Source organism: Mixta mediterraneensis, from assembly GCF_014946725.1.
GTDB lineage: Bacteria > Pseudomonadota > Gammaproteobacteria > Enterobacterales > Enterobacteriaceae > Pantoea > Pantoea mediterraneensis.
Window position 1 is genome coordinate 32,980 of sequence record NZ_JACFXY010000009.1, and the last position, 25,162, is coordinate 58,141.

The 25,162-nt window shown below is 52.6% G+C and carries 19 protein-coding genes and 2 pseudogenes; 5 read left to right on the forward strand and 16 right to left on the reverse strand.

Annotated elements, in window-relative coordinates:
- Nucleotides 1-176 precede the first annotated feature (176 nt).
- Together queD and H2P46_RS15935 are read left to right on the forward strand one after the other, a co-directional pair.
- On the forward strand, nucleotides 177-536 hold the full coding sequence (gene queD / locus H2P46_RS15930; protein ID WP_193405905.1) for a 6-carboxytetrahydropterin synthase QueD: 360 nt from the start codon (nucleotides 177-179) through the stop codon (nucleotides 534-536).
- 278 nt (nucleotides 537-814) lie between these two features.
- Nucleotides 815-1,186, forward strand: a pseudogene (locus H2P46_RS15935) (inorganic diphosphatase); the annotation flags it as partial.
- 141 nt (nucleotides 1,187-1,327) lie between these two features.
- On the opposite strand, the gene queE reads toward H2P46_RS15935, so the two are convergent.
- The 6 genes from queE to H2P46_RS15965 form a co-directional block, all read right to left on the reverse strand.
- On the reverse strand, nucleotides 1,328-1,999 hold the full coding sequence (queE, locus tag H2P46_RS15940) for a 7-carboxy-7-deazaguanine synthase QueE (protein WP_193405906.1): 672 nt from the start codon (nucleotides 1,997-1,999) through the stop codon (nucleotides 1,328-1,330).
- 150 nt (nucleotides 2,000-2,149) lie between these two features.
- Nucleotides 2,150-3,445: a phosphopyruvate hydratase gene (eno, locus tag H2P46_RS15945; RefSeq protein WP_193405907.1), complete on the reverse strand. Its 1,296-nt coding sequence runs from the start codon at nucleotides 3,443-3,445 to the stop codon at nucleotides 2,150-2,152.
- A gap of 76 nt (nucleotides 3,446-3,521) precedes the next feature.
- The gene (pyrG, locus tag H2P46_RS15950) at nucleotides 3,522-5,159 is read right to left on the reverse strand and encodes a glutamine hydrolyzing CTP synthase (protein WP_193405908.1); all 1,638 of its coding nucleotides are present in this window, start codon (nucleotides 5,157-5,159) and stop codon (nucleotides 3,522-3,524) included.
- Nucleotides 5,160-5,388: 229 nt separating this feature from the next.
- Nucleotides 5,389-6,177 (reverse strand): nucleoside triphosphate pyrophosphohydrolase, encoded by a 789-nt coding sequence (gene mazG, locus H2P46_RS15955; protein ID WP_193405909.1) that lies wholly within the window; start codon nucleotides 6,175-6,177, stop codon nucleotides 5,389-5,391.
- 108 nt (nucleotides 6,178-6,285) lie between these two features.
- Entirely contained in the window at nucleotides 6,286-8,517 is a 2,232-nt protein-coding gene (relA, locus tag H2P46_RS15960; RefSeq protein ID WP_193405910.1) for a GTP diphosphokinase, read from the reverse strand.
- A 305-nt stretch (nucleotides 8,518-8,822) separates the two neighbouring features.
- The gene (locus tag H2P46_RS15965) at nucleotides 8,823-9,056 is read right to left on the reverse strand and encodes a hypothetical protein (RefSeq protein ID WP_193405911.1); all 234 of its coding nucleotides are present in this window, start codon (nucleotides 9,054-9,056) and stop codon (nucleotides 8,823-8,825) included.
- Between the two features lie 515 nt (nucleotides 9,057-9,571).
- Between H2P46_RS15965 and barA the strand changes: the two genes are divergently transcribed.
- Nucleotides 9,572-12,301, forward strand: a complete 2,730-nt coding sequence (gene barA / locus H2P46_RS15970) for a two-component sensor histidine kinase BarA (RefSeq protein WP_193406022.1) — start codon at nucleotides 9,572-9,574, stop codon at nucleotides 12,299-12,301.
- Nucleotides 12,302-12,356: 55 nt separating this feature from the next.
- On the opposite strand, the gene H2P46_RS15975 is transcribed toward barA, so the two are convergent.
- The 6 genes and pseudogenes from H2P46_RS15975 to H2P46_RS16000 form a co-directional block, all read right to left on the reverse strand.
- Nucleotides 12,357-13,496 (reverse strand): glycerate kinase, encoded by a 1,140-nt coding sequence (locus H2P46_RS15975; RefSeq protein WP_193405912.1) that lies wholly within the window; start codon nucleotides 13,494-13,496, stop codon nucleotides 12,357-12,359.
- Nucleotides 13,497-13,573: 77 nt separating this feature from the next.
- Complete coding sequence (garR, locus tag H2P46_RS15980) at nucleotides 13,574-14,458, reverse strand: 2-hydroxy-3-oxopropionate reductase (RefSeq protein WP_193405913.1); 885 nt, start codon at nucleotides 14,456-14,458, stop codon at nucleotides 13,574-13,576.
- Between the two features lie 19 nt (nucleotides 14,459-14,477).
- Nucleotides 14,478-15,248 carry a 2-dehydro-3-deoxyglucarate aldolase gene (gene garL, locus H2P46_RS15985; protein ID WP_193405914.1) on the reverse strand — a complete coding sequence of 257 codons (771 nt, stop codon included), beginning with the start codon at nucleotides 15,246-15,248 and terminating at the stop codon, nucleotides 14,478-14,480.
- 45 nt (nucleotides 15,249-15,293) lie between these two features.
- A pseudogene (gene gudD / locus H2P46_RS15990) lies at nucleotides 15,294-16,626 on the reverse strand (glucarate dehydratase).
- A 10-nt stretch (nucleotides 16,627-16,636) separates the two neighbouring features.
- Nucleotides 16,637-17,983, reverse strand: coding sequence for an enolase C-terminal domain-like protein (locus H2P46_RS15995; RefSeq protein WP_193405915.1), 1,347 nt, complete (start codon nucleotides 17,981-17,983; stop codon nucleotides 16,637-16,639).
- Nucleotides 17,984-17,992: 9 nt separating this feature from the next.
- On the reverse strand, nucleotides 17,993-19,339 hold the full coding sequence (locus H2P46_RS16000) for an MFS transporter (protein ID WP_193405916.1): 1,347 nt from the start codon (nucleotides 19,337-19,339) through the stop codon (nucleotides 17,993-17,995).
- A gap of 514 nt (nucleotides 19,340-19,853) precedes the next feature.
- Here H2P46_RS16000 and garD point away from each other — a divergent pair.
- Complete coding sequence (garD, locus tag H2P46_RS16005) at nucleotides 19,854-21,413, forward strand: galactarate dehydratase (protein ID WP_193405917.1); 1,560 nt, start codon at nucleotides 19,854-19,856, stop codon at nucleotides 21,411-21,413.
- A 36-nt stretch (nucleotides 21,414-21,449) separates the two neighbouring features.
- Here garD and H2P46_RS16010 read toward each other — a convergent pair whose 3' ends face one another.
- The 4 genes from H2P46_RS16010 to syd form a co-directional block, all read right to left on the reverse strand.
- Nucleotides 21,450-21,896 carry a flavodoxin gene (locus H2P46_RS16010; RefSeq protein WP_193405918.1) on the reverse strand — a complete coding sequence of 149 codons (447 nt, stop codon included), beginning with the start codon at nucleotides 21,894-21,896 and terminating at the stop codon, nucleotides 21,450-21,452.
- Nucleotides 21,897-21,907: 11 nt separating this feature from the next.
- A complete protein-coding gene (gene truC / locus H2P46_RS16015; protein WP_193405919.1) occupies nucleotides 21,908-22,687 on the reverse strand; it encodes a tRNA pseudouridine(65) synthase TruC in 780 nt (259 codons plus the stop codon).
- Nucleotides 22,687-23,016 carry a YqcC family protein gene (locus H2P46_RS16020; protein WP_193405920.1) on the reverse strand — a complete coding sequence of 110 codons (330 nt, stop codon included), beginning with the start codon at nucleotides 23,014-23,016 and terminating at the stop codon, nucleotides 22,687-22,689. The genes truC and H2P46_RS16020 overlap by 1 nt, the downstream gene beginning before the upstream one ends.
- A 583-nt stretch (nucleotides 23,017-23,599) precedes the next feature.
- The gene (syd, locus tag H2P46_RS16025; RefSeq protein ID WP_193405921.1) at nucleotides 23,600-24,148 is read right to left on the reverse strand and encodes a SecY-interacting protein; all 549 of its coding nucleotides are present in this window, start codon (nucleotides 24,146-24,148) and stop codon (nucleotides 23,600-23,602) included.
- Nucleotides 24,149-24,210: 62 nt separating this feature from the next.
- On the opposite strand from syd, the gene queF reads away from it, so the two are divergent.
- Nucleotides 24,211-25,056, forward strand: a complete 846-nt coding sequence (gene queF / locus H2P46_RS16030; RefSeq protein WP_193405922.1) for an NADPH-dependent 7-cyano-7-deazaguanine reductase QueF — start codon at nucleotides 24,211-24,213, stop codon at nucleotides 25,054-25,056.
- Nucleotides 25,057-25,162: the final 106 nt, after the last annotated feature.

Genomic DNA, 25,162 nt, shown 5'->3' on the forward strand with positions numbered 1-25,162 from the left:
GCGGTTTTCCAGGTCATCTAAATCGTCAAAAGTGGTAAATAAAGTGTTTATTAATCAGGAAATTAACCAGAACGAAAGCCAGAAGGCATGATAAAAAAAGCGCGCTGACGCTTATCGGGTGCGAAAAATTTGCATTTCGGGTAGAATTCAGCGGTTTTTTAAGTCTGAGAACCCTTATGTCTACCACGTTATTTAAAGAATTCCAGTTTGAAGCCGCTCATCATCTGCCGAATGTGCCTGAAGGACATAAATGTGGTCGTTTACACGGCCATTCATTCCTGGTTCGTCTGGAAATCACCGGTGAGGTGGACGCCTATACCGGCTGGGTGATGGATTTTGCCGACCTGAAGGCAGCGTTTAAACCTGTTTATAATCGTCTCGATCACTATTATCTCAACGAGATCCCAGGGCTGGAAAATCCCACCAGCGAAGTACTGGCAAAATGGATTTGGGACCAGATGAAACCCCGCTTGCCGCTGCTAAGTGCAGTCATGATCAAAGAGACCTGTACCGCCGGTTGCGTTTACCGCGGCTGATATATTTCGCCTTTCAGGTTGCGGGTGCGCTGGCCGGTTATTCGGCCCTTCGGTGAGTTTCGCCCCGTTGGGGCCGCCACTAAGCCGCGTTCAAACCTGTTGCCGACACATCTGCCACTTGCCGTAGCCACTCAACCCGGTCAGCGGCTGGCGTCGCGTTCGCAACTCTGTTATCTGCTGCCTGAAATTTCGCTATACGCAAAAGCTCTGGTTCATCCCACTGTCATCTTCTCCCCCTAGGTTGTTACCTCCTTCATTAAAGATCATGAGAATCAACAATGGGCCTGGTAAAACGCCTTTCAGTTATTGCTCTGCTTGTTTCATCCTCTGCCGCCGTACAGGCGGAAAATGTGCTTACTTTCCCACAACCCCAAAACGTGCCGGAAGAGTTTTATGCCGTCACGGAAATTCCGGCGGGCGGGATAATCAAATATGAAACTGACGCAAACACCGGTTTTATTGTTGCCGATCGATTTCAGTCAATGCCGGTCGCGTATCCGGCTAATTACGGTTCGCTGACGCAGTCGCTGGGTGGCGATAACGATCCGCTTGACGTGATCTTTTATACCCGCGCGCCAATGTCTCCTGGCACATTGATCAAGCTGCGTCCGATCGGTGTATTGAAAATGATCGATGGCGGTGAAGAGGATGGTTGCCAGACGGCCGTAAGAAAGTGGAGCTGAACGGTTTTCAGGATGCCGCAACGGCGAAAACTGAAATTAAAAAGGCGTATGACGCCTGGAAGGCAAAACAGTAAGATTCAAAGGCGGCGCACTGCCGCCCTTTTTACATCAGGCAATATTTAGATATTTATGTGTTTGCATCGATAAACGCCAGTTGCGGGCAATACAGGTGTCAATGCAAAGTCTGGTCGCCGTCTCTTTGCGGCTGATAGGTTGTAATGCAATGACGCGTGATTTGCTGTCCTGAAGGCCCGCCAGCAATTCATCTAATGCTTCTACATCGCGCTCACGCGCTACCGGATGTTTGATCTCATCGGCCCGGCTTAGCGCCTGCGCCAGCACATCATAACCGCCACGCATGTTTACCTTCGGTGATACCGTTACCCAGGTTTTTGCAGAACAATAGATCTCGTGCGTGCCACTGGTTTCAATCTGACAATTAAATCCGACTGCTTCCAGTGCTTCCGTGAGCGGACGCAAATCATAAATAGCGGGTTCGCCGCCGGTGATAACCACATGGCGCGCCGTCCAGCCCTGCTGCTCTATCGCTTTTATTAATGTTGCAGCATCGGCATCGCCCCAGGCATCGCTTTCTACGGTTTTTACCAGAATGTCGCCGAGCGATGTTTCCCGATCCGCCAGCTTTTCCCAGGTATGCCGGGTATCACACCAACTGCAACCCACCGGGCATCCCTGTAAACGGATGAAGATGGCTGGCACACCGGTATAAAAACCTTCGCCCTGCAGCGTCTGGAACATTTCGTTAATCGGGTAGAACATTTTTTACTCGCTCGGAAAAATCAGGGCGCTGATTATGGCAGGTTTATACCTTACAACAACAGCCGCCTGGTGCTAAAAAAGCAAAAGCCCCGCAGACTCGCGGGGCTTTATTATCAGGCGATGCAGCTTTTACGCTACATCCGCAACCGATTACTGGCCTTTAACTTCTTTCAGACCATTGAATGGCGCTTTTGAGCCCAGCGCTTCTTCAATACGGATCAGCTGGTTGTATTTAGCAACACGGTCAGAACGGCTCATTGAGCCAGTTTTGATCTGGCCCGCTGCTGTACCTACCGCCAGATCAGCGATGGTTGCATCTTCGGTTTCACCTGAACGGTGCGAAATCACCACAGTGTAGCCTGCATCTTTTGCCATTTTGATAGCAGCCAGCGTTTCGGTCAAAGAACCGATCTGGTTGAATTTGATCAGAATGGAGTTTGCGATGCCTTTATCGATGCCTTCTTTCAGAATTTTGGTGTTAGTCACGAACAGGTCATCACCTACCAGCTGGATTTTGTCACCCAGCACTTTGGTCTGATAAGCGAAACCGTTCCAGTCAGACTCGTCCAGGCCATCTTCGATAGAAACGATGGGGTACTGTTTGGTCAGATCTTCCAGGAAGTGGGTGAACTCTTCGGACGTGAACGCTTTACCACCTTCACCCGCCAGGACGTACTTGCCATCTTTATAGAATTCAGAGGCTGCACAGTCCATCGCCAGGGTAATGTCTTTACCCAGCTCGTAACCGGCGGCTTTTACCGCTTCGGCGATAACAGCCAGCGCTTCGGCGTTGGAACCCAGGTTTGGCGCGTAGCCTCCTTCGTCACCCACAGCGGTGCTCATGCCTTTGCTTTTCAGCACTTTCGCCAGGTTGTGGAACACTTCAGAACCCATACGGATAGCTTCTTTTACGTTTGGAGCGCCAACCGGTTGGATCATGAATTCCTGAATATCGACGTTGTTATCGGCGTGCTCACCACCATTGATGATATTCATCATTGGCAGCGGCATAGAATATTTGCCTGGCGTGCCGTTCAGTTCAGCGATGTGCTCATACAGCGGCAGGCCTTTAGACGCAGCAGCCGCTTTCGCCGCAGCCAGAGAAACCGCCAGAATGGCGTTTGCACCAAAGTTGGATTTATTATCCGTACCGTCCAGGTCGATCATAATTTTGTCGATGTTCGCCTGATCCTTCGCGTCTTTGCCTTTTACCGCGTCAGCAATCGGACCGTTTACCGCAGCAACAGCTTTGGTCACGCCTTTGCCCAGGAAACGAGATTTGTCACCGTCACGCAGTTCCAGTGCTTCGCGTGAACCGGTAGACGCACCTGATGGGGCTGCTGCCAGACCAACGAAACCGCCTTCCAGATGCACTTCTGCTTCAACAGTCGGGTTACCACGTGAGTCGATAATTTCGCGGCCGATGACTTTTACGATTTTGGACATTACGATTTTCCTCAGTACAAGTTAGTCAATCCTAAGACAAAGAGCGCGCGAAAAGTTCGCGCACTGCTCGTGAAACTTACTTCGCTAAACGCTTCTGGTACTCATGCGCGGCCTTAACAAAACCGGCAAACAGTGGATGACCGTCGCGCGGGGTCGACGTGAATTCCGGGTGGAACTGACAAGCCACAAACCACGGGTGATCGGGGATTTCAATGATCTCTACCAGTTGGTCATCGCCAGAACGTCCCGCAATGCGCAAACCTGCAGCCTCAATCGGCTTCAACAGCATGTTGTTAACTTCATAGCGATGGCGATGGCGCTCCACAATGGTATCAGTACCATACAGCTGGCGGACCTTACTGTCTGGCGTTAACTGACACTGCTGGCTGCCAAGGCGCATAGTGCCGCCGAGATCGCTCTGCTCAGTACGCACTTCAACATTGCCGTTTTCATCACGCCATTCGGTGATCAATGCAACCACCGGGTATTTACAGTCTGGCACAAATTCAGTGGAGTTGGCGCCTTCAAGGCCCGCCACGTTGCGCGCAAATTCCATCAATGCCACCTGCATACCAAGGCAGATACCCAGGTATGGCACGTTGTTTTCACGGGCATATTGCGCGGTCATCAGCTTGCCTTCAACGCCACGGTAACCGAAGCCACCGGGAATCAGGATAGCATCCAAATCTTTCAAAATTTCGACACCACGCGATTCAACGTCCTGCGAGTCAATCAGTTTAATATTCACGGTGACGCGATTTTTCAGGCCGCCATGTTTCAACGCTTCGATAACGGATTTATACGCATCCGGCAGTTCAACGTATTTGCCAACCATACCAATATTGACTTCGCCGCCTGGATTCGCTTCTTCGTAAATCACCTGTTCCCACTCGGCCAGATTGGCTTCTGGTGCGTTCAGGTTGAAGCGTTTGCAGATATAGTCATCCAGGCCCTGCGATTTCAGCATGCCTGGAATTTTATAAATGGAATCGACATCTTTCAGTGAGATAACCGCTTTTTCCGGCACGTTACAGAACAGCGCAATTTTGCCGCGTTCGTTGGCAGGCACCGCGCGATCGGAACGACAGATCAGCACGTCTGGCTGGATACCGATAGAAAGCAGCTCTTTAACGGAGTGTTGCGTTGGCTTGGTTTTCACTTCGCCAGCCGCAGCCATGTAAGGCACCAGCGTCAGGTGCATATACATGGTATGCTCGCGGCCCACATCTACCGCCATCTGGCGAATAGCCTCAAGGAAGGGCAGCGATTCGATGTCACCCACAGTACCGCCGATTTCAACCAGCACGACATCATGGCCTTCGCCACCTTCAATAATACGTTCTTTGATAGCGTTAGTGATGTGGGGAATGACCTGAATCGTCGCGCCCAGATAATCGCCACGGCGCTCTTTGCGCAGGACTTCTGAATAGATTCGACCAGTCGTGAAGTTATTGCGACGCGACATACGGGTACGAATGAAGCGTTCGTAGTGGCCCAAATCCAGATCGGTTTCGGCTCCGTCATCCGTAACAAATACTTCACCGTGCTGAGTTGGACTCATGGTGCCTGGATCGACGTTGATATACGGATCCAGCTTCATGATGGTCACGTTCAGACCACGGGCTTCGAGAATGGCTGCGAGGGAGGCTGCGGCAATGCCTTTACCCAGAGAGGAAACAACCCCGCCGGTCACAAAAATATAATTCGTTGTCATGCTGAACCTGAGAGTTTAGGTTTAAAGACGGTGGAATAACCAGGACGGGAAAACAGTATACTGGAAACCGCTATCAGCCACAATTGATGAATCACTGCCTTTCTCCAACGCAATGCTGCGGCTAACATAGCGGATAGAGGAAGATGAAAGGTTGATGTATGTCACAAAGTTGCCGCCACGCTGAATCGTGTAAGCTTAAACGGCGATTTTATGCACAGCGGTGGAATAATTAGCTTGTTTCCAAAATTTTGACCTGTTGCCAGGCCGCTTCCATTTGCTCCAGCGTAGCACCCGGCATGCTTAACCCTTGTGCAGCAATAATAGCCTCTACCTGACGGAAGCGTCGCTCAAATTTATCATTGGCTTTTTGCAATGCCATTTCGGCTTTGCTACCCAGATGGCGCGATAAATTGACCGTCGCAAACAGCAGATCGCCAATTTCTTCTTCTAATTTTTGCTCATCAATAACGGATTGCTGTACTTCGTGCATCACTTCATCAAGCTCTTCATGCACTTTATCGACCACCGGTCCCAGGGAGGTCCAGTCGAAACCGACATTGTGGCAACGCTTCTGAATTTTGTGCGCACGCATCAACGCAGGCAGGGCCTTGGGAATATCATCAAGCGCCGAGTGCTGAGCCTTCCCGGCGCGTTCTGAAGTTTTGATAACTTCCCAGTTCTTCAATACCTCCGCGCTGTTTTCGGCTTTGGCGTTGGCAAAAATGTGCGGATGGCGGCGCACCAGCTTATCGCTAATGGCGTTACAAATATCGTCGAAACTGAAGCGCTTTTGCTCGTTGGCCATCTGGGCATAGAACACGACCTGAAACAGCAGATCGCCTAATTCACCGCGCAGATCGTCAAAGTCCTGACGCTGGATAGCGTCCAGAACTTCGTAGGTTTCTTCAAGGGTATAAGGCGCAATGCTGGCAAAGGTCTGTTCGCGATCCCACGGACAGCCGCGTTGCGGATCGCGCAGGGTTTCCATAATGCCCAGCAGGCGATCAATTGAATTCATGAAGGATCCTTTTAAGTGATGATGACCTGAGCAGGTAAAGATGCCAGATGCAGGCTAGCCTCTGCAAGACAGAGGCAGCCAGTACGGTCATTTTTGATGGAGGGTAACTCAATGCAGGCGGTGCGCATCTATAATATCGGGCACCTGATTCAGACGTGCCAGCACGCGGCCCAGCACCTGCTGATTATAAATTTCAATGTCCATATCAATGGTAGCCAGTTGCTTTCTGGTATCGCTGCGGCTCGACATGCCCAGCACATTGACCTTCTCGTTGGCGAGAATCGTGGTGATATCACGCAGCAGTCCGCTGCGATCGTTAGCAGTTACACGCACCACCAGCGAATAACCGCTGGAATAGCTTTCGCCCCATACCGCATCAACAATGCGCTCTGGCGCGTGTGAAATCAGCTCAGCAAGCTGGTCGCAGTCAGCGCGATGGATAGAAATGCCGCGACCTTGCGTAATAAAGCCAACAATAGCGTCGCCCGGAATAGGCTGGCAGCAGCGCGCAATGTAATGCATCAGGTTGCCAACCCCTTCCACTACAACGCGTCCACTCTCTTTGCGCGACGATACAGAATGCGATTTTTGCGTCAACTGACGTAACGCTTCGCGGTCCTCCTCTTCAGCGCTTGGCTTATTAAGCTTAGCCTGCAGGAAGTTAACCATCTGATTAAGGCGAATATCGCCGCCGCCAATGGATGCCAGCAGCTCTTCAAGCGAAGTAACGTTATAGCGCGGCAGCAACAGCTTTTCCGCTTCTTTCAGGCTGATGCCTATCTGGCTCAGTTCGCTGTCCAGAATCTGTCGGCCAGCAAGAATCTTCTTGTCGCGATCCTGTTTACGGAACCAGTTATGAATCTTTGAACGTCCACGGCTGGTAGTAATGTAGCCAAGGTTCGGATTCAGCCAGTCGCGACTTGGATTCGGCTGTTTCTGAGTGATCACTTCAACCTGATCGCCCATCTGCAACTGGTAGGTAAACGGAACGATGCGGCCGCCGATTTTTGCGCCAATGCAGCGATGCCCGATGTCACTGTGAATATGGTAAGCGAAGTCGAGCGGCGTTGAACCGGCGGGGAGATCAACCACATCCCCTTTCGGGGTAAACACGTAAACGCGATCGTCGAATACCTGACTACGTACCTCTTCCAGCATTTCGCCGGAATCGGCCATCTCTTCCTGCCAGGTAATCAACTTACGCAGCCATGCTATGCGCTCTTCATGACCGGCTGCGCCACGCGCATTGCTGGAAGAAGGGCCTTCTTTGTACTTCCAGTGCGCAGCAACCCCCAGTTCAGCATCTTCATGCATCTGGCGGGTACGAATCTGGATTTCAACCGTTTTGCCTTTCGGCCCCAGCACCACGGTATGAATCGACTGATAGCCGTTGGGTTTTGGGTTAGCGACGTAATCATCAAACTCGCTAGGCAAATGACGGTATAGCGTATGCACCGTTCCCAGCGCGCCATAACAATCCTGCAACCGTTCTGCCACGATGCGCACCGCACGCACGTCAAACAACTCGTCGAATGCCAGCGATTTTTTCTGCATCTTACGCCAGATGCTGTAGATATGTTTGGGACGCCCATACACGTCGGCACGCACGCCCTCTTTCGCCATCTCTTTGCGCAAGTTATCGACGAAATTTTCGATGTACTGTTCACGGTCAATGCGGCGCTCATGAAGCAGCCTGGCGATACGTTTATATTCGTCAGGATGCAAATAGCGGAAGCAGTAATCTTCCAGCTCCCACTTCAGCTGACCAATGCCCAGGCGATTGGCCAGGGGAGCATAGATATTGGTGCTCTCTTTGGCGGCCAGTACACGCTCATCTTCCGACGCGTCTTTCATTTCGCGCAGATTCATGATGCGTTCCGCCAGCTTCAGCACGACGCAGCGGAAATCTTCCACCATGGCCAGCAACATCCGGCGGACGTTATCCACCTGCTCGGAGGCCATAGAGTCATTGTGGATCGCTTTGAGCTGGCGGATAGCGTCCATATCGCGCACACCACGCACCAGCGAAACGATACTTTTGCCAACGGCTTGTTCCAGCGCCTCTTCACTTACCACTTCATCATTCGCGAGCGGGAAAATTAGCGCGGCGCACAGGCTGTCAATATCCATACTGAGCATCGAGAGGATTTCGACCATCTCAATGCCACGCCACAGCAGCAGAGATTGTCGCGGGTGGTTGTGCGTTTGGGCTTCACAATAGCACCAGGTTTCGGCAATACGTTGACATGATTGCGGGTTGGTCATGCCAAGACTGGCGATCCACTGGTCGAGGGCAAACTCCCCCGCCGTATTTAAATGCGCACTTCTAACCGCAACCATATCCTCTCCTGGCATACCGATCTGAACGATCGCTTATGTTTTTATGAACAGCACCATGGATTCGAAATGATGGCTATGTCGGAACTATCCAGCATTCCGCCCCTTTCCAATTGGTAACCCGCCGATAGCCGTGTCTGGCTATCGCGGACGAGCGTTACAGGATTACTCGAAACATAGACCACATGTTGTGGTGCTAGTTTAATCACATGCGTTATCACGCCTGCGGCGGCAGCACGTACCGGATCGAGTAATACCTTGTTAAATCCCAGCTCCACCCACGGCTGGCGCGAAATAGCGTCTCCCAGCTAGTGCAGAAACAGGCTGACATTTTTAAGATTATTCAGATTCGCATTATACGCTGCCTGCTGACCTAATGCTGCTATGCTCGCCACACCTACCGCAATTTGTACGAATTTTCCTGCAGGAAGCGAGAAGTCTCCCATGCCGAAAAACCGATCCCTCAGCTGAACGTCCGGTTGCAGACCCCGCCAGACAATAGCTTTTGCCTTCTGCTGATTCGCCGCATCGGTTATCTGCATAAAAATGTGCAGGCTGAAGATTAGCTTAAGACTGTGCGGCTGACAGAACGGTTGGTTATGACTTAGCGCTATTCATTCCTTAGCTGCTCTCGCTCAGGAGTTAATGTTAGCGGGTATTTATGCGAAAAGTGTTCCAGTTTTTTACTGTCGCTGGCGTGTCATGCATCAGGATGGCGCAAAATTCGCAGTGGCGCGTTATCTGCCCGCACCCGTTTAGCCTGCCTCAACCGTTTTACCCTTTTTAGCGCGCAAACAGTGACGTAACGGTGCAATCCATGCCTTAAGAGTGGGCATCAAAATGGGGCAAGACGGGACACCTGGCACCCTAAATAGTCTGCTTTGCTTAGCCTGTGGCGTAACGGCTGTGCTTTACCCTGCTGTGATAGTTTGATCGCCATGCGCTGTTTTGCGACGTAAAATTGCGCCATAGTCTTGTGAATTCTCTCTTAAAAATCGCTGTGCATGGCGTTACCGACGGGATGCACAAGGATGTAAACGCCGGAGTCAGCCGTACTATGACCAAATACAGCCTGCGGGCGCGAATGATGGTTTTGATTTTGGCTCCAACCTTAATGGTGGGCCTGCTGCTCAGCTCTTTCTTCGTTGTACACCGCTATAACGAGCTGCAACGACAGGTAATGGATGCTGGCGTCAATATTATCGAGCCGCTGGCGATTTCCAGTGAATACAGCATGACGTGGCATAACCGCGACGCCATGAGTGAGTTGGTTAGTCTGCTGCATCGTCGCCATTCAGATATTGTCCGGGCGATTTCGGTTTTCGACAAAGACAACCGGCTTTATGTCAGCTCAAACAATAAACACAATCTTAGCCTGCTGCAGAAAGAGAAAATTAATGCCCTGCAGGATAACGTCTCAATAGAGCGGCACGGCAATATGTTAATCCTGCGCAAACCGATCACCACTGAGCGCTATGCCGTGGATGAGATCCCCGGTGAAGGCGCAAAGCTGTCCGGTAATCCGCTGGGCTATGTGGCGATTGAACTTGATCTGCAATCGGTACGCCTGCAGCAGTATAAAGAAGTGTTTGTCGCCACGCTGATGCTGCTGTTCTGCCTGTGCATTGCCATGCTGTTTGCCTATCGACTTATGCGCGACGTGACTGGCCCGATCCGCAATATGGTCAGCACCGTTGACCGCATTCGTCGCGGTCAACTTGATAGTCGCGTCGAGGGATACATGCTTGGCGAGCTAAATATCCTCAAGAATGGCATTAATGCAATGGCGATGTCACTCACCGCCTACCACGAAGAGATGCAGCACAATATCGATCAGGCTACGTATGATCTGCGTGAAACGCTGGAACAGCTGGAGATCCAGAACGTTGAACTGGATCTGGCGAAAAAGCGTGCTCAGGAAGCGGCGCGTATTAAGTCTGAGTTCCTTGCCAATATGTCGCACGAGCTGCGCACGCCGCTGAATGGCGTGCTTGGATTTACTCGTCAGATGTTGAAAACGCCGCTGCGCACTACTCAGCGCGATTATATGCAAGCCATTGAGCGTTCAGCGAATAACCTGTTGAGCATCATCAATGACGTGCTCGATTTTTCAAAGCTTGAAGCGGGTAAGCTGGTGCTGGAATCCATTCCATTCCCGCTGCGCGCCACCCTTGATGAAACGCTGGTGTTATTAGCGCCATCCGCACATGAAAAAGGCCTGGAATTGACCGTGGTGTGCGACAGTAGCGTGCCTGATAACGTGATTGGCGATGCCCTGCGCTTACAGCAAATTCTGATTAACCTGATCGGCAACGCCATCAAATTTACCCAAAAAGGCACTATCGATCTCAGAGTCGATCTACTTGCGATTAACGCTACCCGCGTCAAGCTGGAGATACAGGTACACGATACCGGCATCGGTATTTCCGGGCAGCAACAAACGCAGCTGTTTCAGGCATTCCGGCAGGCTGACGCCAGCATCTCACGTCGCCATGGCGGCACCGGTTTAGGACTGGTGATTACGCAAAAATTAGTGAAAGAGATGGGCGGTGAAATTACTTTCTACAGCCGGCCAGGAGAGGGATCAACTTTCTGGATCCGTGTCCAGCTTGATCTCAATCCTAATGCACCGGGGATGCCCCGCGTACTGGATGCATTATCGCATTCGCGTATTGCTTACGTAGAATCCCATCCCAGCGTGGCGAAATCGGTGCTGCAAATGTTAAGCGTGACGCCGCTGCAAATTGATTACAGCGAAACCCTGCAAGGGCTAAAAGAGGATCACTATCCGCTGCTGTTAATGGCAATGCCAGTGGATGTCGATCAGCACCAGTTACTGGCCGATGACCTGATTAATTCCCTGCTGGATCGCGCTGATAATGTGCTGCTGGCCTTGCCAAGCCCGATGATGCTGCTGGCAGATGAACTGAAAGTGCGCGGCATCGATGGCTGCATTGCTAAACCTGTTTCGCAGACGCGCTTATTGCCCATGCTGCTGGAGCTGCATAGCCGTCAACTCAGCGAATTACCGGCCTCGCCGCGTTTACCGCTGACGGTGATGGCGGTGGATGACAACCCTGCCAACCTGAAATTGATCGGCGCACTGCTGGAAGAGCAGGTACAAAAAATAGTGCTGTGTAACAGTGCCGGGCAGGCTATTCGCCAGGCGCGTCTTCAGCCGCTGGATGTGATCCTGATGGATATTCAGATGCCAGATATAGACGGCATCCGCGCCAGCGAAATTATTCGCAACCTGCCGCAGCACGCACATACGCCAATTGTTGCTGTTACCGCGCATGCGATTGATGGCGAGCGTGAACAACTGATTAAAGCAGGCATGAATGATTATCTCGCCAAGCCAATTGATGAGAACAAACTCAGCCAGTTGCTGGCACGTTATACACCAACACCTACGGTTCAGCCCCCAGAGTTACCGCAAATTCTGCCGACGCTGGACTGGACGCTGGCGCTGCGCCAGGCAGCAAATAAGCCAGATTTAGCACGCGATATGCTGAGCATGTTATTAGCCTTTTTACCGGAAGTGCACGAAAAGATGGAGATGTTCATCGCTGCCAATGATGTGGCAGGATTGCGTGAAATCATTCATAAGCTACACGGTAGCGCCAGCTACAGTGGCGTGCCGCGTATGAAACAGCTATGTCATCAGCTGGAAAAAGAGTTGCATCACGCTAACGACTTTGCAGCGCTTGAGCCGGAGCTTTTGGAGTTACAGGATGAAATGGAGAATGTGGCGCAGGAAGCTCGACGCATTTTGGCTGCGGAATAGAACCTACAGTCTGGCCCTTGATCGCTAATCAGCGCTGGGCCAGCCCGTAAGCTTTCTACTTAAGTCCACCCATTTTCAGCGTTGCGGCCACATTGCGTGCTGTCAGGTGAACGTTTTTATCCGCATTTGCCAGTGCATCGTCCAGAGAGCAGATGCTATACAGCACGCTAAATACCGCATCCAGACCGTGTTCATGCACCACACCAACATCTGACGTTAAACTGCCTGCGATCCCGATGACCGGTTTATTAAAACGCTTCGCCACGCTCGCCACGCCAATCGGAACTTTGCCGTTGATACTCTGGCTGTCAATGCGCCCTTCGCCGGTGATCACCAAATCAGCATCGGTAACGTGCTCTGCCAGGCCAAGCGCCTCAGTGACAATTTCAATACCACGGCGCAAATCCGCCTGGCAAAACGCATGCAGCGCGGCCCCCATTCCCCCCGCCGCGCCGCCACCAGGAATATGCAGCACGTCAATATCCAGATCGCGGTGAATAATCTGCGCGTAGTGCGTCAGCGCCTGATCAAGCTGCCTGACCAGTTCAGGCGTTGCCCCCTTCTGCGGGCCAAAGATCGCCGACGCGCCGTCATCGCCGGTCAAAGGATTAGTCACATCGCACGCCACTTCAAACCGGCACTGGTTTATTCGTGCGTCCAGCGCATCAATATCGATGCTGGCCAGCTCTGGCAGCGCGCCACCGCCATAACCAATCTCCCGGCCCTGTTTGTCCAGCAAGCGGGCACCCAGCGCCTGCATCATACCGGCACCGCCGTCATTAGTGGCGCTTCCCCCGATACCGATAATGATGTGCTCAACGCCCTTATTCAGCGCATTTTTGATCAGCTCGCCAGTGCCAAATGAGGTAGTGACCAGCGGATCACGCTGCGCCGCAGGCACTAATTCCAGCCCGCTGGCTGCCGCCATCTCGATATATGCGGTGCGCTCGTCACCCGAAAGACCATAAAAAGCGTCAACCTGCGCGCCAAGCGGGCCGGTCACCTTCAGCCTGATGATTTTTCCTTCCGTCGCCGCCACCATTGCCTCTACCGTGCCTTCGCCACCGTCAGCGACCGGTATTTTCACGTAATGCGCATCCGGGAAGATCTCACGGAATCCCGCTTCGATCGCCGACGCCACATCCAGGGCGGATAAACTCTCTTTATATGAATCCGGTGCGATAACGATTTTCATAGGCAATCCGAGCGCTGTTGATGGATTAAAAGGCTTAAGCAGGCCAGCCCGGTATCCGCAGATACCGGAACCGCGCTTTAGCGGGAAATCTCAACCTTCGCTAACTTTTCATAATAGCAGGCGAGCGCGCTATGGTCGGCGGTGCCCTGCCCCTCGTTACGCAGCGCCTGCATCATCTCCATCACGGCAGCGGTCAGCGGGAGTTGCGCGCCAATACCGTGCGACGTGTCGAGTGCATTGGCAAGATCCTTGATGTGTAGATCGATACGAAAACCCGGCTTGAAATTACGATCCATCACCATCGGCGCTTTAGCATCCAGCACGGTACTGCCCGCCAGACCACCGCGAATCGCCTGGTAAACCAGATCTGGATTTACTCCCGCTTTGGTTGCCAGTGACAGCGCTTCAGACATCGCAGCAATATTCAGAGCAACAATCACCTGGTTCGCCAGCTTGGTGACATTCCCTGCCCCAATATCGCCGGTATGCACCACCGATCCCGCCATGGTTTTCATGATGTCGTAGCACTGATCGAATACCGCCTGGTCACCTCCCACCATCACCGATAAGGTGCCTTCGATAGCTTTGGGTTCGCCGCCACTGACTGGCGCGTCCAGCATTTTAATCTGCTTTTCAGCAAGCGCATCGTGAATTTCACGGCTTGCCAGCGGCGCAATCGAGCTCATATCAATGACGATCAGGCCCGGCTTTGCCCCCTCAATAATGCCGTTTTCCCCCAGGCAAACGTCTTTTACCTGCGGCGAATTCGGCACCATGGTAATCACTACGTCAACCTGCTCAGCGACCTCTTTTGGCGTTTTTGCCACGGTCGCGCCAAGTTCAACCAGTTCCGCTTCGTTCTCAACGTTATGATCGCGCACCACCAGCGTATAGCCCGCTTTTACCAGGTTTTTACTCATCGGTTTGCCCATAATGCCCAGGCCGATAAATCCAATTTTCATTGCGTTACCCCTTCGTTGATTACTGCTTAAATTTGTCGCACAGCGCCTGCGTGGCGTTGCGGAACACCCCTAAGTCGCTGCCGACAGCAATAAAGCTCGCGCCCCATTCCAGATAGCGGCGTGCATCGGCTTCTACAGGGGCCAGAATACCGCCTGGTTTACCCGCAGCCCTGGCGCGTTCAAATATGTATTTAATGACCTTCAGCACTTCCGGGTGCGCCGGTTGGCCAAGGTAACCCAGCGCCGCAGAGAGATCGCCGGGACCGACAAAAATGCCGTCTACGCCCTCAACCGCAGCGATGGCATCAATGTTGTCCACCGCCTGCTGCGTTTCAATCTGTACCAGCACCGTAATGTTGTCATTGATGCTGGTGTTGTAATCCGCCAGCGTGCCGTACATATTGCTGCGGTGCGAAACCGATACGCCGCGAATACCTGCCGGTGGATAGCGCGTGGAGGCCACCGCCTGAATCGCCTCTTTTTCTGTCTCGACAAACGGCACGAGGAAATTGTAAAAACCAATATCCAGCAAGCGTTTAATAATAACCGGTTCATTGCATGGCGGACGCACCACCGGCGCGCTGTGACTGCCTTTCAGCGCCATCAGCTGCGGAATAAATGTCGTGATGTCGTTAGGTGCGTGTTCACCATCCAGCACCAGCCAGTCAAATCCGGCCAGCCCTAAGACTTCAGTGGTGAGCGGGTTTGCCAGCGCGCACCAGCTACCAATCAGGGTTTCCCCCGCCAGTAAACGACGACGAAAGCTATTCGGCCAGGCTGCATTGCTCATGGTTTTACTCCTGTTATATTGGCTCCCGCGCGGGAGCCAAAAAAGTTAGCGCACAAGGCATGGGCGTTTATTGTCAAAACTCCAGCCTGGCACCAGGAACTGCATCGCCTGCGCATCATCACGTGCACCCAGACCGTGTTTTTGATAGAGCGCATTGGCTTGCATCACTTGATCCATATCCAGCTCAACGCCCAGTCCCGGCTTTTGCGGCACCTGTACCATGCCGCCTTTGATCTGGAATGGCTCTTTGGTCAGGCGCTGATTGCCCTCCTGCCAAATCCAGTGCGTATCAATAGCGGTAATCGCGCCCGGCGCGGCGGCGGCAACGTGGGTAAACATTGCCAGGGAAATATCAAAGTGATTGTTGGAGTGCGAACCCCATGTCAGGCCAAAATCGTGACACATTTGCGCCACGCGCACCGACCCCTGCATCGTCCAGAAATGCGGATCGGCAAGCGGAATATCCACTGATTGCAGGGAAATGGTGTGGCCCATTTGTCGCCAGTCGGTAGCGATCATATTGGTCGCGGTCTGCATACCGGTGGCACGCCGGAACTCTGCCATCACCTCTCGGCCCGAATATCCCTGCTCCGCACCGCACGGATCTTCTGCATATGCCAGCACGTCTTTCAGCTGTTTACCCAGCAGAATCGCTTCGTTGAGCGACCATGCGCCGTTCGGATCAAGCGTGATGCGTGCTGTAGGGAAGCGTTTTGCCAGCGCAGTCACCGCTTCAGCTTCTTCGCCACCGCGCAGCACGCCACCTTTCAGTTTGAAATCGTTGAAGCCATATTTTTCATACGCGGCTTCAGCCAGACGCACCACGCTGTCTGGCGTCAAGGCTTCTTCATGGCGCAGGCGATACCAGTCGCATTTGTCATTTTCCTGGCTTTGATACGGCAACGACGTTTTCTGGCGATTACCGATATAAAACAGATACCCGAGCATTTCAACGCTGTCGCGCTGTTGTCCGTCCCCCAGTAAAGAGGCCACATTGACGCCTAAGTGCTGGCCGAGCAGATCAAGCAATGCGGCTTCAATACCGGTGACGACATGAATGGTGGTACGCAGGTCAAAGGTCTGGTTACCACGCCCGTTTGTATCCCGGTCATGCAAAGGTGCTGCGCACCAGATTAAGGATATTTTTGTACTCGCCGACGGTTTTGCCAGCCACCAGTGAAGCGGCATCTTCCAGCGTCTGGCGGATCTTCTCCCCACCGGGAATTTCTCCTACCCCCGTGTGTCCGGCGTTATCTTTGATGATGACAATGTTACGGGTGAAAAACGGTGAGTGCGCCCCGCTGAGGTTTAGCAACATGCTGTCGTATCCGGCAACCGGAATCACCTGCATGGATGTGACGGTAGGTGTAGAACTCATCTCCTGCTCCTTACGCTGTCGCACGGCCAAATGCCGGGCGTTTACGGTCGAATGTCCAACCTGGCATCAGATATTGCATTGCCGTGGCGTCGTTACGCGCCCCGGCAGGCAGTGATTTGTACAGCTCGTTGGCCTTACGCAACTGCTCCCAGTCCAGCTCAATACCAAGGCCTGGCGCGTCCGGCACGGCGATTTTGCCATTGCGGATCTGCAAGGGATTTTGAGTCAGGCGCTGGTCGCCCTCCTGCCAAATCCAGTGCGTATCTATCGCTGTTGGTTTACCTGGCGCCGCAGCGCCCACATGGGTAAACATCGCCAGCGAAATATCGAAGTGATTATTGGAGTGACAGCCCCACGTCAGACCCCACTCGTCACAGAGCTGTGCGACACGTACCGCGCCACTCAGCGTCCAGAAGTGGGGATCGGCCAGCGGAATGTCTACTGCATTCAACATCACCGCATGGTTTAATTCGCGCCAGTTGGTAGCGATCATGTTGGTCGCCATCGGCAAGCCGGTTGCGCGACGGAATTCAGCCATCACTTCACGACTGGAGTAGCCTTGCTCAGCGCCACAGGGATCTTCTGCATAAGTCAGTACGTCCTGCATGCCCTTGCATAACCCGATGGCTTCGTCCAGTAACCAGGCCCCATTGGGATCGACAGTGATACGAGCGCCTGGAAAGCGCTTTTTCAGCGCGACTGCTGTTTCAATTTCCTGCTCGCCCGGCAGTACGCCCCCTTTGAGTTTAAAATCTTTGAAGCCGTATTTATCCTGCGCGGCTTCGGCTAAACGAACCACCGAAGCGCTGTTGAGCGCTTCCTGATGACGCAGGTGATACCAGTCATGGCTGGCGTTCTCGCCGCTAAGATAAGGCAAATCCGTTTTACGACGATCGCCGAGGTAAAACAGGTAGCCCAGCACCGTGACGTCATCGCGCTGTTTGCCCGGCCCGAGCAGCTCCGCCACCGGCACGCCAAGGCACTGTCCAAGCAGATCGAGTAGCGCGGCTTCTAGTGCAGCAACCGCATTAACGCGCAGTTCAAAGGTCCATGCGCCGTTACCAAAGGTATCGAAATCGGCCGACTGGTTGCCTTTATGTACCTGCTGTACCAGACGATTCATGCGTGCAATCTGTTGACCTTTAATCTGCGGGATAGCCTCTGTCAGCGTCTGGTAAATGGTTTCACCGCCCGGCGCCTCACCCACGCCGGTGTGCCCAGCGCTATCAGTCAGCACCACGATATTACGGGTAAAGCAGGCATTGTGCGCGCCACCAATATTCAGCAACATGCTGTCGTAACCGGCTACCGGAATCACCTGCATGTCAGTGATAACCGGCGTACTTTGCGTATTCATAGTGCGTCCTTATGTTCGGTGTTTCAGTTCGATACGCTTGATGTCGCCCACCAGCACCAGGTAACTCATCACTGCGACAAAGGCATGGATACCGACATAAATCAGCGCGCCGTTGTAGGAGCCGTTAATCGCAATGATGTAACCAATCGCAATCGGCGTGATGATGCCGGAGGCGTTACCAAACATGTTGAACAGGCCGCCGCTCAGGCCGCTGATCTCTTTTGGCGCCGTATCCGCCATCACCGCCCAACCCAGAGCGCCAATGCCTTTACCGAAGAACGCCAGCGCCATAAAGAACACCACCACCCACTCTGTATCGACGTAATTACACACCACCATTGAGATGGAAAGCAGCATGCCGAGCACGATAGGCGTTTTACGCGCAATGTTCAGCGAGCCGGTTTTACGCATCAGCCAGTCTGAAATGACGCCGCCCAGCACGCCGCCGACAAAGCCGCACACTGCGGGAATCGAGGCGATAAAGCCCGCTTTCAAAATTGACATGCCGCGCGCCTGCACCAAATAAATCGGGAACCAGGTAATAAAAAAGTAGGTTAAGGCGTTAATGCAATACTGACCGAGATAGACGCCAATCATCATGCGCGAGCTAAGCAGCTGTTTAATCTGAAACCACTTCTCCTTCCAGCTGACTCGCTGCTGCTCTTTCTTTTGATCCATATTGATCAGCGCGCCGCCCTGCTCCATGTATTCCAGCTCCGCCTTGTTAACACGCGGATGATCGTTGGGATCGTGGATCACTTTCAGCCAGATCAGGCTCAACAGAATGCCGAGTCCCCCCATAAACCAGAACACGTGCGCCCAACCGACCTGTGACGTTAACCAACCCATGATGGGGGCAAAAATCACCGTGGCGAAGTACTGCGCCGAGTTGAAAATCGCCACTGCTGTTCCACGCTCCTGCGCCGGAAACCAGGCCGCGACGATACGACTGTTGCCAGGGAAAGAAGGCGCTTCCGCCAGGCCAACCATAAAACGCAGCATGAACAGCGCGACGACGATGGTATAGCCGCTGAAGAGACCAACGAAGCCTTGTAGCAGGGTAAACATCGACCAGAGAAATATGCTGCAGAAATAAACACGTTTTGAGCCGAAACGATCCAGTAACCAACCGCCCGGTATTTGACCGATCACGTAAGCCCAGGAAAAGGCAGAGAAGATGTAGCCTAATCCAACCGGTTCAAGACCAATATCTTTTGCCATTGCCGACCCTGCAATGGACAGCGTGGCCCGGTCTCCGTAGTTGAATGAGGTGACGATAAACAACATCACCACAATCCAGTAGCGCGCATTAGTACGTTTTTGTACCGATTCTGCGGCCTGGCTGTAACTATTCATGATGCACTCCTGAAATATAGCGGTAGCTACATTCGCTCTGACTGCATACACATCGCGTTGGGTATCAGAGAGAAGTTGGGTTAAACACGGCGATTTTGTTATTGGCAAACCGATAGTGCGTCGTGACACATAACCTAACGTTGGATAACGAAAATCAGTATAAGAACAGGATTTCGCACTGACACTGGAAGAACGCCTGAGAATAATGTGGAGTTGATGCCAATTATCTGGCATTTGCACATAACGCTGCGGCGCGGCTCACGGAACATGGAAATAGTTCGTTGAACAGATGCTAAAGGCCGCAGTGATAAAAAGCTTTGTGAGACTCTTCACTTGCTTTTAGCCGTTTTCACTAAAACAGAGCTGTAAATTGCCTTAAAGCCAGACAATTGCACAATGCATGGCGAGATACCTCTCCTTATACTGAAGCCAGCAATCCCGAGCGAGTGACAAGACAAGTAGCATCATTACACCGCGCCGCAAAAGTACGGCGCGAACGACTGGAAGGTGAGCGATGACCCCGAACCCGACTGAACAGCCGCTCTATATCAAGGTACATGAAGCGGATAACGTCGCCATTGTGGTGAACAATCAAGGTTTACCCGCAGGCACGACTTTTGCCGATGGCCTGACATTGACCGAACATGTGCCGCAAGGCCATAAAGTGGCGCTGCGCGCCATCGCTGAAGCAAGCGAGATTGTGCGCTACGGCGAAATTATTGGTTACGCGTTGCGTGATATTGCACAAGGCAGCTGGATTGATGAATCGTTGGTAGCACTCCCCGAAGCCCCCCCACTGGCCAGCCTGCCGCTGGCGAATAATATTCCCCCTGATCTGCCCGCGCTTGAAGGTTACACATTTGAAGGCTACCGCAACGCGGATGGCAGCGTTGGCACGCGTAATCTGCTGGGTATTACCACCAGCGTGCATTGCGTGGCGGGCGTGGTAGATTTTGTGGTTCAGCGAATTGAACGCGATCTGCTGCCTAAATATCCCAATGTCGATGGTGTGGTGGCGCTCAATCACCTTTACGGCTGCGGTGTGGCGATCAACGCGCCCGCTGCGGTCGTACCGATCCGCACCATTCACAATCTGGCGCTAAACGCTAACTTCGGTGGTGAGGTGATGATTGTGAGCCTGGGCTGTGAAAAGTTGCAGCCTGAGCGTCTGCTGACCGGCACGCCTGATGTACAGACCATCTCGCTGGATGACAATGATATTGTGCGCCTGCAGGATGAAAAGCTGGAGGGATTTGGCGCGATGATCGATGAGATTTTGCAGGTGGCAGAACGTCATTTAAAACGCCTTAATCAGCGTCAACGCGAAACCTGTCCGGCATCCGAGCTTATCGTTGGCATGCAGTGCGGTGGGAGCGATGCATTTTCCGGCGTGACTGCTAATCCCGCGGTCGGGTTTGCCTCCGATTTACTGGTACGCTGTGGCGCGACGGTGATGTTTTCTGAAGTCACTGAGGTGCGTGATGCTATCCACCTGTTAACGCCGCGCGTAATAAATGAAGACGTGGGTAAACGTCTGCTGGAAGAGATGGCGTGGTATGACGATTATCTCGATCAGGGGCAAACCGATCGCAGTGCGAATCCTTCGCCGGGCAATAAAAAAGGCGGTCTGGCAAATGTAGTAGAAAAGGCACTGGGATCGATTGCTAAATCGGGCCGTAGTCCAATTGTCGAAGTGCTGTCGCCTGGCCAGCGGCCAACACGTCGTGGATTGGTTTACGCCGCGACGCCCGCCAGTGATTTTATCTGCGGCACCCAACAGATGGCGTCTGGTATTACGTTGCAGGTGTTTACTACCGGGCGCGGAACGCCTTATGGCCTGGCGGCGATCCCGGTGATTAAAATGGCGACGCGTAATGCACTGGCGCAGCGCTGGCATGATCTGATGGACATCAATGCCGGGACGATTGCAACTGGCGAAGAGACGATTGAGCAGGTGGGCAGGCGTCTGTTTGAATTGATTCTGGACATTGCCAGCGGCCGAAAGCAAACCTGGTCAGATCGCTGGGGAATTCGTAATCAGCTGGCAGTGTTTAATCCAGCGCCAGTGACGTGATAAGAGTTGCGCGCTTATTTGCAAGCGCGCAACTCGCTATAGCAATTTACCCCAGGCTTCTACCCACGGCGAGGTGACTGTTTCTGGTTCAGGATCTTCTGCCGCATCCACCAGCAATACCTCACCCACCCGTTGCGCGCCTTGTTCCTGCAAAAGGGCGTCAAATGTTTTTCCGGCACCACAAAAGTGATCGTAGCTGCTGTCACCTAACGCAATCACGCCGTAGCGTAGCGTTGGCTGATAACCTAATTTATCTTTCACACCGTTAACCAGATCGGCAATGCTGTCTGGGAAATCGCCCTGGCCGGTGGTAGACGTTATCACTAGCGCCACATCAGTGCTGTAATCCTGCCACTGCGCCAGTGTCGGATCTTCAAACACGTTTACTTCATGCCCTTGCTCTTGCAAAATCGGCCCGGCTTCTTCTGCCACCAGCAGCGCGTTGCCGTACACCGTGCCCACAAAAATGCCTATCTTCGCCATGAGCGCTCTCCTTATTCTGAACGGTTATCCTGGCTTGGCTCTGGCACAAACTCAACCCTCGGAACGTCAGGGATTAAATCCTGCCAGCCAAACTGGTTCATCAGGTTTTGCCACACGGAATCCAGCCCGGCGCGAATCAACAAGGATTCACCCGTTACAGGATGCGTGAGTGACAGGCTGCTGGCGTGCAGCATTAATCGGTTCGCTCCAAAATGTTGGGCTGCACCACGATTTTGTTTGAGATCGCCGTGCGTGCTGTCGCCAATCATCGGATGACGCAGGTGCGACATATGGCGACGTAGCTGATGTTTACGTCCCGTCTTTGGCGACAATTCGATCAGGCTATAACGCGAAGTTGGGTAGCGGCCAACCGGCACGGGCATTTCTACCTTTGCCAGCGCCTGATAATCTGTCAATGCAGGCTGGGCGATACGCGTTTCGCTGGCAAATTTATCGGCAATTTTATCCCGCTCTTCCATCAGCGGGTAATCCAGCGTGCCGCTGCTTTCCAGCCAGCCGCGCAGTACCGCATGATAGGTTTTTTGCACCTGATGCTGTTCAAACTGTTGCGAAAGCAGACGTCCGACTTCGCTGGATAAGCCCATCAGCAGCACGCCAGAGGTGGGCCGATCAAGACGATGAACGGTAAATACGTGCTGACCAATCTGGTCGCGTACCGTCTGCATAACAAAGACTTTCTCATGACGATCCAGCCAACTGCGATGTACCAGCCAACCAGCCGGCTTATTCACCGCCACCAGCCACTCATCCTGATAGAGAATTTCTAACATCAGACGGTATCATCCATAAACAGCGCGTCGAGTTGACGCAGCGTAAGTAATAACAGCGGGCGGCCTGGCAGGGTTAGGGTTAACGCCATTTCAAAATACGGTGCGATAGCAAAATTCTGCGGCAGCGGATGTTGCGCGGCGATTAAAGCATGCATGCGGGGAATGAGCACCCATTGCAACCATTCCAGCGGCTCAAGCGTGTCGAGACAAAAGGGTTCGCAACTCTCAAAGGCGCTGGCATGGGGAGATGTGCTTTGCCAGAGATTGTGCTCACGCATCACCGCTTCAACCTGCTCCAGCCGTTGCGTAATCAGTGGTGCTGATGTCATGCACTACCTCCAGCGAGCAATAAAAGGGCGGCAAGCATATCATTTGTTAGCGTTGGGACAAAAAAAAGGAGCACTGTATAAACAGTGCTCCCGGTTCGTTTGCAGCTTTCCTGCTACGTTTATGCTCCCTGCTCTTCCATGACAACTGGTCCACATGCCGTTCCTGCCGCCCATCTTCCTAATGGATCCTTAAGCGTCCTGGCCCGCCACCTCTTCTGAGGGGCTCTCATTCTCCATCCTGGAGGTGTCCCTGACTCAATCCTGAGTGTCCTGCTTCATCCTGAAGCCTTCCTTGTGCCGTAAGCTCCGTTACGTTCCTGCCTCCTAGCTTAACGTCATCCTGACGATACTTTTTCCGTAGCATCCTGCTGGTGTGAAACATTCTGCCACAATGTCTGACACAAACAAGGTACTAAAAAAGTTACGCCAAATTCTTATTATCCTCATTTCAGACAACTGCCATTAAGTTGATGATTCACAATCTTTTACATTACAGTCATCCAGACGGCTCTGTTATTTTAAGATGATCTCTTACAGTACTTGTAAGAGAAATCGCACAGAATAAAAAGCCGATTTCTGCAAATCACCCACTAACTGGTTGTAAAGTCTTAAGAAAAATCTTAATGTTGTCAGCTAATATCTGTCGCTGCTTACGGCCTGGCTGTTCAAGGATAATCTCGCCGCTTAAATTACACAGCGAAACGATCTCTTCTTCCGAGGCGGTTGTGGCAATAAACAGCGTGGGAGAAAGTTTTAAACGCCGCTTCATGATTAAATGCCCGATCAAGTTTTCCTGTAAACGCAGAAAATCATCTTCACTCCAGGCCTGTAAGAGAGTCAGGGAGTGGTGCTCAAAGCGCGCCTGCATATCACCCGCAAACTGGCTGGTGTAGAATGTGGTGATTGCCGGTTGCAGTTGAATATCCACCGCTCTTTCCACAGCATCAAGCGAAGGCCGCAAGCTGAACGGCTGCGGTTGCCATAGCACGCTGTCGTCGCGCTCTCCCGTAATACAGGGCGATGGAATCCCTGCCAGCTCAGCGCTGGCGGGGGCATGACCATAATGCTGTTGCCAGAGCTGGCAGTAACGGGCGGTAAAGTCGCGTAGCGCTTCAGCAATTTGCTGCATCATTCATATTCTCACTTCCGATGGGTTACACTTATCCACTTTGATTAATTTTGATGGAAACCGCTATGTCTTTTCACGAACAAGATCAGGCGCTGAACAACCTGACGCTGGGCAAGCCCACAGCCTATCACGATCGCTACGACAATAGCCTGCTGCAGGCAGTGCCACGTAGCCTGAACCGTGAACCCTTAGGACTTTTCCCCGACAGCCTGCCGTTTTCCGGTGCAGACATTTGGACGCTGTACGAGCTTTCCTGGCTCAACAGCAAAGGCCTGCCACAGGTTGCCGTTGGCGAAGTGGTGCTCAATGCAAACAGTCAACATCTTATCGAGTCGAAAAGCTTCAAGCTTTATCTTAACAGTTTTAACCAGACCAGATTTGCTGACTGGGGCGAAGTGCGTCAGACACTGGAGCGCGATCTGAGCGCCTGTGCAAAAGGTGAAGTACGTGTTGCGCTATTTAGGCTCAATGAAGTTGAAGGCCAGCCAATTGGTCATTTCAATGGATATTGTATTGATGAGCAGGACATTGAAGTTGAAGATTATCGCTTCAATGCTGACTATTTAGCCGATGCTACCGGCAGTGAAATTATAGAGGAAACGCTGGTTAGCCATTTGCTGAAATCCAATTGCCTTATTACTAACCAGCCCGACTGGGGCTCGGTGATGATTCGCTATAAAGGCCCGCGTCTTGATCGTGAAAAGCTGCTGCGTTATTTGATTTCTTTCCGCCAGCATAATGAATTTCATGAACAATGTGTTGAGCGCATCTTCAATGATGTGTTGCGCTTTTGCCATCCGGAAGCGTTGACGGTATATGCGCGCTATACCCGACGCGGTGGTTTAGATATTAATCCGTGGCGCAGCAATGTTCCCTTTTCTCCGGCTTACTCACGTCTGGCTCGTCAATAGATTGCGAGATCTCTCGCAGGCTGTGCTTAACCTGCACAGTTCCACTTGAGCTATTCCAGCGGACAAGGCTACTCTGAACACGGCGGCAAACGGTAAGTTTGCCGAC

What these genes read in the sequence shown, in the direction of transcription:
- queD (WP_193405905.1), top strand. Translation starts at nt 177, where the DNA reads ATGTCTACCACGTTATTTAAAGAATTCCAGTTTGAAGCCGCTCATCAT.
- queE (WP_193405906.1), bottom strand. Translation starts at nt 1,999, where the DNA reads ATGTTCTACCCGATTAACGAAATGTTCCAGACGCTGCAGGGCGAAGGT.
- eno (WP_193405907.1), bottom strand. Translation starts at nt 3,445, where the DNA reads ATGTCCAAAATCGTAAAAGTCATCGGCCGCGAAATTATCGACTCACGT.
- pyrG (WP_193405908.1), bottom strand. Translation starts at nt 5,159, where the DNA reads ATGACAACGAATTATATTTTTGTGACCGGCGGGGTTGTTTCCTCTCTG.
- mazG (WP_193405909.1), bottom strand. Translation starts at nt 6,177, where the DNA reads ATGAATTCAATTGATCGCCTGCTGGGCATTATGGAAACCCTGCGCGAT.
- relA (WP_193405910.1), bottom strand. Translation starts at nt 8,517, where the DNA reads ATGGTTGCGGTTAGAAGTGCGCATTTAAATACGGCGGGGGAGTTTGCC.
- H2P46_RS15965 (WP_193405911.1), bottom strand. Translation starts at nt 9,056, where the DNA reads ATGCAGATAACCGATGCGGCGAATCAGCAGAAGGCAAAAGCTATTGTC.
- barA (WP_193406022.1), top strand. Translation starts at nt 9,572, where the DNA reads ATGACCAAATACAGCCTGCGGGCGCGAATGATGGTTTTGATTTTGGCT.
- H2P46_RS15975 (WP_193405912.1), bottom strand. Translation starts at nt 13,496, where the DNA reads ATGAAAATCGTTATCGCACCGGATTCATATAAAGAGAGTTTATCCGCC.
- garR (WP_193405913.1), bottom strand. Translation starts at nt 14,458, where the DNA reads ATGAAAATTGGATTTATCGGCCTGGGCATTATGGGCAAACCGATGAGT.
- garL (WP_193405914.1), bottom strand. Translation starts at nt 15,248, where the DNA reads ATGAGCAATGCAGCCTGGCCGAATAGCTTTCGTCGTCGTTTACTGGCG.
- H2P46_RS15995 (WP_193405915.1), bottom strand. Translation starts at nt 17,983, where the DNA reads ATGAATACGCAAAGTACGCCGGTTATCACTGACATGCAGGTGATTCCG.
- H2P46_RS16000 (WP_193405916.1), bottom strand. Translation starts at nt 19,339, where the DNA reads ATGAATAGTTACAGCCAGGCCGCAGAATCGGTACAAAAACGTACTAAT.
- garD (WP_193405917.1), top strand. Translation starts at nt 19,854, where the DNA reads ATGACCCCGAACCCGACTGAACAGCCGCTCTATATCAAGGTACATGAA.
- H2P46_RS16010 (WP_193405918.1), bottom strand. Translation starts at nt 21,896, where the DNA reads ATGGCGAAGATAGGCATTTTTGTGGGCACGGTGTACGGCAACGCGCTG.
- truC (WP_193405919.1), bottom strand. Translation starts at nt 22,687, where the DNA reads ATGTTAGAAATTCTCTATCAGGATGAGTGGCTGGTGGCGGTGAATAAG.
- H2P46_RS16020 (WP_193405920.1), bottom strand. Translation starts at nt 23,016, where the DNA reads ATGACATCAGCACCACTGATTACGCAACGGCTGGAGCAGGTTGAAGCG.
- syd (WP_193405921.1), bottom strand. Translation starts at nt 24,148, where the DNA reads ATGATGCAGCAAATTGCTGAAGCGCTACGCGACTTTACCGCCCGTTAC.
- queF (WP_193405922.1), top strand. Translation starts at nt 24,211, where the DNA reads ATGTCTTTTCACGAACAAGATCAGGCGCTGAACAACCTGACGCTGGGC.